We start from the raw sequence: 8,035 nt of genomic DNA, 5'->3' as shown, positions 1-8,035 counted from the left end.
GAGAGAACTGCACTCTCGATCGGGAATTGTGCACTCTCGATTGGGGAGGGGCGGGTCAGGCGAGGGCGGTGGCCACGGCTCGGCCGGCCGTCCGGCCACTGAAGAGGCAGCCCCCGAGGAAGGTCCCTTCAAGGGAGTTGTAGCCGTGCATCCCGCCGCCGCCGAAGCCGGCCACCTCACCGGCCGCGTACAGGCCCGGGATGGGCTGCTCGTCGTGGCCGAGCACCCTTGCCGACAGGTCCGTCTCGAGGCCGCCGAGGGTCTTGCGGGTCAGGATGTGCAGGCGGACGGCGATGAGTGGGCCGGCTGCCGGATCGAGGATCCGATGGGGCGCTGCGACGCGGATCAGCTTGTCGCCTCGATAGTTTCGAGCGCCGCGCAGGGCCGTGACCTGCGCGTCCTTGCCGAACCGGTTGTCCAGCTGGCGGTCTCGCTCCTCGATGGTCCGGCGCACCTCCGCCTCGTCGAGCAGGGGCTCGCCGGTCAGGAGGTTCATCCGGTGGACGAGCTCGTGCAGTGTGTCGGCGACGATGAAGTCGACCCCATGCCGCTTGAACGCCTCGACCGGGCCTGGGGCTCCGGGCCGGACGCGCCCGAGGACCGCCCGGATGTCGCGGCCGGTCAGGTCCGGGTTCTGTTCCGACCCGGAGAGCGCGAACTCCTTCTCGATGATCTTCTGGGTCAGCACGAACCAGGAGTAGTCATGGCCGGTCTGCCGCAGGTGCTTGAGCGTCCCGAGCGTGTCGAAGCCGGGGAAGAGCGGCGGGGGCAGCCGGCGTCCCCGTGCGTCGAGCCAGATCGACGAGGGCCCAGGGAGGATCCGGATGCCGTGGTTCTCCCACACCGGGTCCCAGTTGACGATGCCCTCGGTGTAGTGCCACATCCGGTCGGGGTTGATCACCCGCCCTCCCGCTCCCGCCGTGATCTTGAGCATCCGCCCATCGACGTGCGCCGGCACTCCGGCGACCATGTGCTCGGGTGGACTGCCGAGGCGTTCGGGCCAGTTCGCGCGGACGAGGTCGTGGTTGCCGCCGATGCCGCCGGACGTGACGACGACCGCCTGAGCCTCGATCTCGAAGTCGCCGACGACGTCGCGGTTCGTCGGCCGTCCACGCTCGGCCTGGTCCGGGCCGAGGACGGCGCCGCGCACGCCCCTCACGACGCCGCCGGTCATGACGAGCTCGTCGACCCGGTGCCGGAACGCGAACGTCAACCGGCCGGCGAGCGCCGCCTCCCGGACCCGCCGCTCGAACGGCTCGACGATCCCCGGGCCCGTGCCCCACGTGATGTGGAAGCGCGGCACCGAGTTGCCGTGGCCGCCGGCCCGCCCGTCCCCCCGCTCGGCCCAGCCGACGACGGGGAAGAGCCGGTGTCCCAGGTCGTGCAGCCACGCCCGCTTCTCGCCGGCCGCGAACTCGAGGTAGGCCTCCGCCCAGAGCCGCGGCCAGTAGTCCTCAGGACGGTCGAACTGGGCGCTGCCCATCCAGTCCTGCCTCGCGAGCTCGAGCGAGTCCCGGATGCCCATGCGCCGCTGCTCAGGACTGTCGACGAGGAAGAGCCCGCCGAAGCTCCAGAACGCCTGCCCGCCCAGCGACTGCTCGCCCTCCTGCTCCACGAGCACGACCCGCTTGCCCGCCTCTGCGAGCTCGGTGGCGGCGACGAGGCCGGCGAGGCCGGCCCCCACGACGACGACGTCGGTCTGCATGGCACCTGTCCTTTGTCCGTGGTGCTGTCCGTCGCTACGGTATGCCGCCCAGCCCGCTTCCGGCGTCATCCCGGCGCCGTCGGCCCACCCATTCCCCCCTGGGGTGCCAACCCGGCGCCGCGCCCACGCCGTGCACGTATCCGAGGGGCGCGACGACCGGGGGCCGCTCGACCGGCATGAGGATGCCGCGCCGGCCACGAGCAGCAGAGCGCCAGCCGGGCGGACCAGCCCCACCATCACCCGCCGGGGCGCGAACCAGTCCATGCGTGATTCCCAAAACATCGGCCTCCGACCCTCGATGTTTCCTGTGAGTGCGCTCGGAATCGGGGTGCCGGCTCATGCTCCTGGGGCGCATGGGTAGTGCCCTTGGCATGGGCAGCAAGAAGAGGGGCCAGGCAGACGAGGGCGTCGTCGCAGAAGTTGTGCACGACATCCGGCACGGTGAGTTCGGTAGGTCGCTGTCAATCCTGACGGGGCTCGGCTCCATCGTCACAGCCGCCGAGATCTACTTCGAGCACGACAAGGCCAGTTTCGGGAACCGCTGGATGTGGGCGCCGATCGCGCTCGGCCCGCTCGGCGCGGCGGCCGGTGTGGCGGGGATGGTCAGCCCCCGCGCGTCGCACACGGTGCTCCCGCTCGCCTCGGCGGCGATTGTGGCCAACGGGCTGCAGGGCACCTACCTGCACGCGCGGGGGGTTGCCCAGAAGCCGGGGGGCTGGCACAACGCCCGCTACAACCTCGAGATGGGCCCGCCCCTCCTCGCCCCCCTGCTCATGACGATGGTCGGTGGGATGGGTCTGCTCGCCTCGATCCTGCGGCGGCGGATCTGAGATGCGGGGACAGGTCCCCTACGAAGGCAGGACGCCAAGCGGCTTCGCACCCCGGTTCCCCGGGTTCGACTCCCTCCACGAGGCGGACGCCTGGGACCCGGTGACGGCCGGAGTCGTGCTCGAGCGGCTCGGGCCGAAGCCCCCGCTGAGGTACTTCTCCCCCGAGGAAGAGGCAGCGGCGCGGCCCCTGCTCGACCTCATCGTCGACCAGCATGAGGAGCCGAGAGTCCCCGTCTTCGAGATGATCGACCAGCGGCTCGCGGAGCTCACGACGGACGGCTGGCACTACGAGGACCTGCCCCCGGACGAGAAGGCATGGTCGGCCAGCCTCAAGGGCCTCGACGACGACGCCCAGGAGCGGCACGGGCACGGCTTCGCCCTCTGCAAGCGTGACGAGCGGGCCGCCCTGCTGCAGGCCATGCTCGACCTCGGCAGCAAGCAGTGGCACGGGATGGCGGCCGACCGGGTCTGGTCGCTGTGGTCGCGCTACGCGTGCGCCGCGTTCTACTCGCACCCGTGGGCCTGGAACGAGCTCGGCTGGCCCGGGCCCGCCTATCCCCGCGGCTACAAGGACCTCGGCATCGACCGGCGCGAGCCGTTCGAGGTGCCAGATTCCCGCCCCTCCGCCGTCCCGGTCGCGGAGCGGCACATGCGCACGGGGCCGGTGGAGCACCGAACCGACGGCCCACTGCCGCCCCCTGCTTCGGCGAGCTTCATCAAGGACGGGTCGGCCGACGCGGTGCGTGCCCGCAACGAGTCGGCCTGGCTCCTGCCCGCGGGACATCGGAGGGTCAACGAGGACCTCCGGCACAACATGCGACGCTTCGACGACGATGACGTCGTCGACGCCGTGATCGTCGGCTGTGGCGCGGGCGGCGCCACCATGGCCCAGCGGCTCGCGCGGGCCGGCTGGGCCGTCGTCGGGCTGGACGCGGGCCCGTTCTGGGATCCCGACCGCGACTGGGTCTCCGACGAAGCCGGGTCGCACCACCTCTACTGGACGGAGCCGCGCGTCATCGGCGGCGCCGACCCGGTGCCCCTCGGCTCGAACAACTCCGGCCGTGGGGTCGGTGGCTCGATGGTCCACTTCGCGGGCTACACCCCGAGGTTCCACCCGAGCGACTTCATGACGCAGACGGTCGACGGCGTGGGGCAGGACTGGCCCCTCAGCTATGAGGACCTCCGGCCCTACTACGAGCTCATCGAGGGCGAGCTGCCCGTCTCCGGCGAGGACTGGCCCTGGGGCGACCCCCACAGCTACCCGCACTCGCCCCACCCCATGTCCGGCAACGGCATCCTCTTCCGCAAGGGCTGCGACGCCCTCGGCATCGAGACCCGGGTCGGGCCGGTCGCCATCACGAACGGCCGGTTCGGGCACCGCCAGCACTGCATCTACCGAGGCTTCTGCCTGCAGGGCTGCAAGGTGGGCGCGAAGGCGTCGCCCCTCATCACGCACGTCCCGGACGCGCTCGCCCACGGCGCGGAGATCCGGGCGGACTCGATGGTGACGCGGGTCGAGGTCGACGAGCGGACCGGTGAGGCGACCGGGGTGCACTACGTCCGCCGGGGTGTCCAGCACTTCCAGCGGGCCGCCCATGTCATCGTCGCGGGCTACTCGATCGAGACCCCGCGGCTCCTGCTGAACTCGACCTCGCGGCGGTTCCCCGACGGGCTCTGCAATGACCACGACCTCGTCGGGCGCTATCTCATGGTGCAGGGCGCCCCGCAGACCGGTGGCCGCTTCCCTCATGAGGTGCGCATGTACAAGGCGCCTCCGCCCGAGATCTCGACGGAAGCGTTCTACGAGACCGACCCGAGGTCCGGGAGCAAGCGCGGCTTCTCGATCCAGGGCGTCTCGCCCCTGCCGATCACCTGGTCCGAGCACTTCGCCGGCCAGCAGATCTGGGGGCAGGAGCTGCGCGAGCTGATGAGCGACTACGTGCACTGGGCCTGCCTCGGCGCGCTGTGCGAGTTCCTGCCGCTGCCCGACAACCGTGTCACCCTGGCCGACCAGAAGGACCGCCGCGGCATGCCCGTCGCCCGCTTCGAGTACAGCCAGTGCGACAACGACCGCAAGCTCATGGACCGGGCCCAGCAGACGATGGAGGACATCCTCCTCGCCGCCGGCGCCGAGCACGTCACGACGTTCCGCCGGTTCGCCCACCTGGTCGGCGGCGCTCGGATGGGTCGCGACGAGACCGAGGGTGTCGTCGACGCCGACTGCCGGTCCTTCGCCGTGCCCAACCTGCTCATCACCGACGGCAGCGTCCTGCCGACCCAGGGGTCCGCGAACCCCGCCCTGACCATCATGTCGGTCGCCGCCCGTGCGGCGGACCGGCTCATCACCAAGCGGCGCACCACGGAGTGAGCCGAAAAGGAGGAAGTCTCATGTCCGAGACAGTCGCCGACCGGATCCTGGCCCGCCTGCGGGAGTGGGGAGTCGATCGCGTCTTCGGCTTCCCCGGGGACGGCATCAACGGCCTGCTCGCCGCGTGGGGCCGGGCCGACGACGACCCGGTCTTCGTCCAGGCCCGGCACGAGGAGATGGCCGCCTTCGAGGCGGTCGGCTACGCCAAGTTCTCCGGGAAGGTGGGCATCTGCACCGCGACGTCCGGGCCGGGCGCGATCCACCTGCTCAACGGCCTGTATGACGCGAAGCTCGACCACGTGCCCGTCGTGGCGATCGTCGGCCAGACTGCCCGCTCCGGGATGGGCGGCTCGTACCAGCAGGAGGTGGACCTCCAGACGCTCTTCAAGGACGTCGCCAGCCCGTATGTCGTGACCGTGACGGTCCCCGAGCAGATCCCGAACGTCATCGACCGCGCCATCCGCATCGCCCAGGCGGAGCGGTGCCCCACGGCTGTGATCATCCACAGCGACGTCTTCGAGCTCGAGTACACCGCGCCGAGCCACAGCTTCAAGATGGTTCCGTCCTCGCTGGGCACCCAGTGGCCGGAGGTGCTCGCGGACGACAGCGCCATACAGCGTGCGGCGGCGATCCTCAACGAGGGCGAGAAGGTCGCCATCCTCGCGGGCCAGGGGGCCCGCGGAGCCCGCGGCCCGTTGCTCGAGGTCGCCGAGCGACTCGGCGCCGGCATCGCCAAGCCGCTCCTCGGCAAGGACTCGGTGCCGGACACCGTCCCGTTCGTGACCGGCTCGATCGGGCTGCTCGGGACGCGCCCGAGCTACGACATGATGATGGACTGCGACACGCTCCTCATCGTCGGGTCGAACTTCCCCTACAGCCAGTTCCTCCCCGAGTACGGCCAGGCGCGCGGGATCCAGATCGACATCGACGGCCGCTTCATCGGGATGCGCTACCCGACGGAGCTCAACATCGTCGCCGACGCCGCGTCCGCGCTGCGGGCGCTCCTGCCGAACCTCCAGCAGAAGACCGACCGGTCGTGGCGGCAGACGATCGAGGACAACGTCGCCCGGTGGTGGGAGACGATGGAGAAGGAGGCGATGGTCGACGCCGATCCCGTCAACCCGATGCGCCTCTTCCACGAGCTGTCCCAGCGCCTGCCCGAAAACGCGATGATCTCCGCCGACTCCGGCAGCTCGGCCAACTGGTACGCCCGGCAGCTGCGCTTCACCGAGGGCGTCCGGGGCAGCCTCTCCGGGACGCTCGCGACGATGGGGCCCGGTGTGCCGTACGGCATCGGCGCCAAGTTCGCCCACCCCGACCGGCCGGCCATCGTGTTCGCCGGCGACGGCGCGATGCAGATGAACGGCATGGCCGAGCTCATCACCGTCAAGCACTACTGGCAGCAGTGGGCCGACCCGCGGCTCATCGTCGCGATCCTGCACAACAACGACCTCAACCAGGTGACCTGGGAGATGCGGGCGATGGGCGGCGCGCCGCAGTTCCTGCCGTCGCAGCACCTGCCCGACGTGGACTTCGCCGCGTTCGCCGAGACCCTCGGCTTCGCCTCGATGACGATCACCGACCCCGACCGGATCGGGTCCGCCTGGGACTCGGCGCTCGCCGCCGACCGGCCCACGGTGCTCGACGTCCACACCGACCCGAGCGTGCCGCCGATCCCGCCGCACGCCAGCTTCCAGGAGGCCAAGGACACCGCCGAGGCCCTGCTCAAGGGCGACGCGGACCGGTGGGAGGTCATCAAGGAGGGCGTCAGGACGAAGGCGCAGGAGTTCCTGCCTCACAAGGGCTCCTGATGCCCCGCCTCTTTCGTCGAAAGTCCACTCCACCCGATCGAGAGCACGATCCCAACGATCGAGAGTCGACGAATCCCCATCGAGAGTTCCACATTTCCAATCGAGAGTGCCCCTCGGACGTCTCCGGGGCCCGGGTCGAGCACGTCGACTGCCGGGTGTTCACCATCCCGACGGATGCGCCGGAGGCGGACGGCACGATCGCCTGGGACAAGACGACGATGGTCCTGGTCACGGCCCGGTCAGGTGATACGACCGGGCTGGGCTGGACCTATGGCCCGTCGGCCTGCGCCGACATCATCACCGGACTGTTCAGCTCGCTCGTCGTGGGGACGGACGCCATGTCGGTCCCCGGGACATGGGGTGAGATGGTGCGGGCCGGCCGCAACGACAGCCGCCCCGGCGTCGTCGGCTATGCCGTCGGAGCAGTCGACACCGCCCTGTGGGACCTCAAGGCGCGGCTCCTCGGGCTCTCGCTCGCGGACCTCTTCGGCCGGGTCCGGGACGACGTGCCCGTCTACGGCAGCGGCGGCTTCACGACCTACGATGACGAGCGGACGACCGAGCAGATGACCCACTGGGCGATCGACCAGCGAATCCCTCGCGTGAAGATCAAGATCGCCGAGTCGTGGGGGAGCGGGATGGACCGAGACATGCATCGGATCCGCTTGGTGCGGAAGGTGATCGGCGACGACACCGAACTGTTCGTCGACGCCAACGGCGGCTACACCGCCAAGCAGGCGGTCCGGCTCATGCGCGACGTCGCCGATGCTCGGGTGACGTGGTTCGAGGAGCCGGTCTCGTCCGAGGACCTGAACGGCCTCGCCCTCGTCAGGGGCATGATCGACGCCGACGTCGCCGCCGGCGAGTACGGCAGCGACGTGGGCTATTTCCAGCGGATGTGCACTGCCGGCGCCGTGGACTGCCTCCAGGTCGACGCCACCCGGGCCGGCGGCTACACCGGGTGGCTGCAGGCCGTCGGCGTCGCGGCGGGCCACGGCCTGCAGGTCTCTGGGCACTGCGCCCCCCACCTGCACGCCCCGGTCGCGGCAGCGACGCCGAACCTGCGCCACCTCGAGTGGTTCCACGACCACGTCCGGATCGAGGACATGCTCTTCGACGGCACCCTCGATCCGACGGGCGGCACGATCACGCCCGACCCGTCCAGGCCCGGCAACGGCCTCACCTTGAAGGAGGACGTGGCCGCCCAGTACGAGGCCTCCCCCCGCGGCTGACTCCCCCGCTGTTGCATCTCGGGTTGAGGGATTAACGGGGGGAAACCGGGCCACCCACAAAAAATAAAAAATGTTAAAAATATTTTTTT

General features: G+C 70.3%; 5 protein-coding genes. 4 read left to right on the top strand and 1 reads right to left on the bottom strand.

Features of this window, described 5'->3' with window-relative positions:
- Positions 1-55 precede the first annotated feature (55 nt).
- Complete coding sequence (locus ACTHJJ_RS08145) at positions 56-1,705, bottom strand: FAD-binding dehydrogenase (RefSeq protein ID WP_440302439.1); 1,650 nt, start codon at positions 1,703-1,705, stop codon at positions 56-58.
- 371 nt (positions 1,706-2,076) lie between these two features.
- On the opposite strand from ACTHJJ_RS08145, the gene ACTHJJ_RS08140 reads away from it, so the two are divergent.
- The 4 genes from ACTHJJ_RS08140 to ACTHJJ_RS08125 all read left to right on the top strand — a co-directional run bounded on the left by ACTHJJ_RS08140 (position 2,077) and on the right by ACTHJJ_RS08125 (position 7,946).
- Complete coding sequence (locus tag ACTHJJ_RS08140) at positions 2,077-2,535, top strand: hypothetical protein (RefSeq protein WP_440302438.1); 459 nt, start codon at positions 2,077-2,079, stop codon at positions 2,533-2,535.
- Position 2,536: 1 nt separating this feature from the next.
- Positions 2,537-4,903 carry a GMC family oxidoreductase gene (locus ACTHJJ_RS08135; RefSeq protein ID WP_440302437.1) on the top strand — a complete coding sequence of 789 codons (2,367 nt, stop codon included), beginning with the start codon at positions 2,537-2,539 and terminating at the stop codon, positions 4,901-4,903.
- A 20-nt stretch (positions 4,904-4,923) separates the two neighbouring features.
- Positions 4,924-6,714: a thiamine pyrophosphate-requiring protein gene (locus ACTHJJ_RS08130; protein ID WP_440302436.1), complete on the top strand. Its 1,791-nt coding sequence runs from the start codon at positions 4,924-4,926 to the stop codon at positions 6,712-6,714.
- A 155-nt stretch (positions 6,715-6,869) separates the two neighbouring features.
- On the top strand, positions 6,870-7,946 hold the full coding sequence (locus ACTHJJ_RS08125) for an enolase C-terminal domain-like protein (protein ID WP_440302435.1): 1,077 nt from the start codon (positions 6,870-6,872) through the stop codon (positions 7,944-7,946).
- The last annotated feature ends 89 nt before the right edge of the window (positions 7,947-8,035 follow it).

It is taken from the genome of Intrasporangium sp. (assembly GCF_051961875.1).
Classification (GTDB): Bacteria; Actinomycetota; Actinomycetes; order Actinomycetales; family Dermatophilaceae; genus Intrasporangium_A.
Note: the sequence above shows the minus strand (reverse complement) of the source record. Positions and strands in the feature narration are given on the sequence as shown.

What these genes read in the sequence shown, in the direction of transcription:
- ACTHJJ_RS08130 (WP_440302436.1), top strand. Translation starts at nt 4,924, where the DNA reads ATGTCCGAGACAGTCGCCGACCGGATCCTGGCCCGCCTGCGGGAGTGG.
- ACTHJJ_RS08145 (WP_440302439.1), bottom strand. Translation starts at nt 1,705, where the DNA reads ATGCAGACCGACGTCGTCGTCGTGGGGGCCGGCCTCGCCGGCCTCGTC.
- ACTHJJ_RS08135 (WP_440302437.1), top strand. Translation starts at nt 2,537, where the DNA reads ATGCGGGGACAGGTCCCCTACGAAGGCAGGACGCCAAGCGGCTTCGCA.
- ACTHJJ_RS08140 (WP_440302438.1), top strand. Translation starts at nt 2,077, where the DNA reads ATGGGCAGCAAGAAGAGGGGCCAGGCAGACGAGGGCGTCGTCGCAGAA.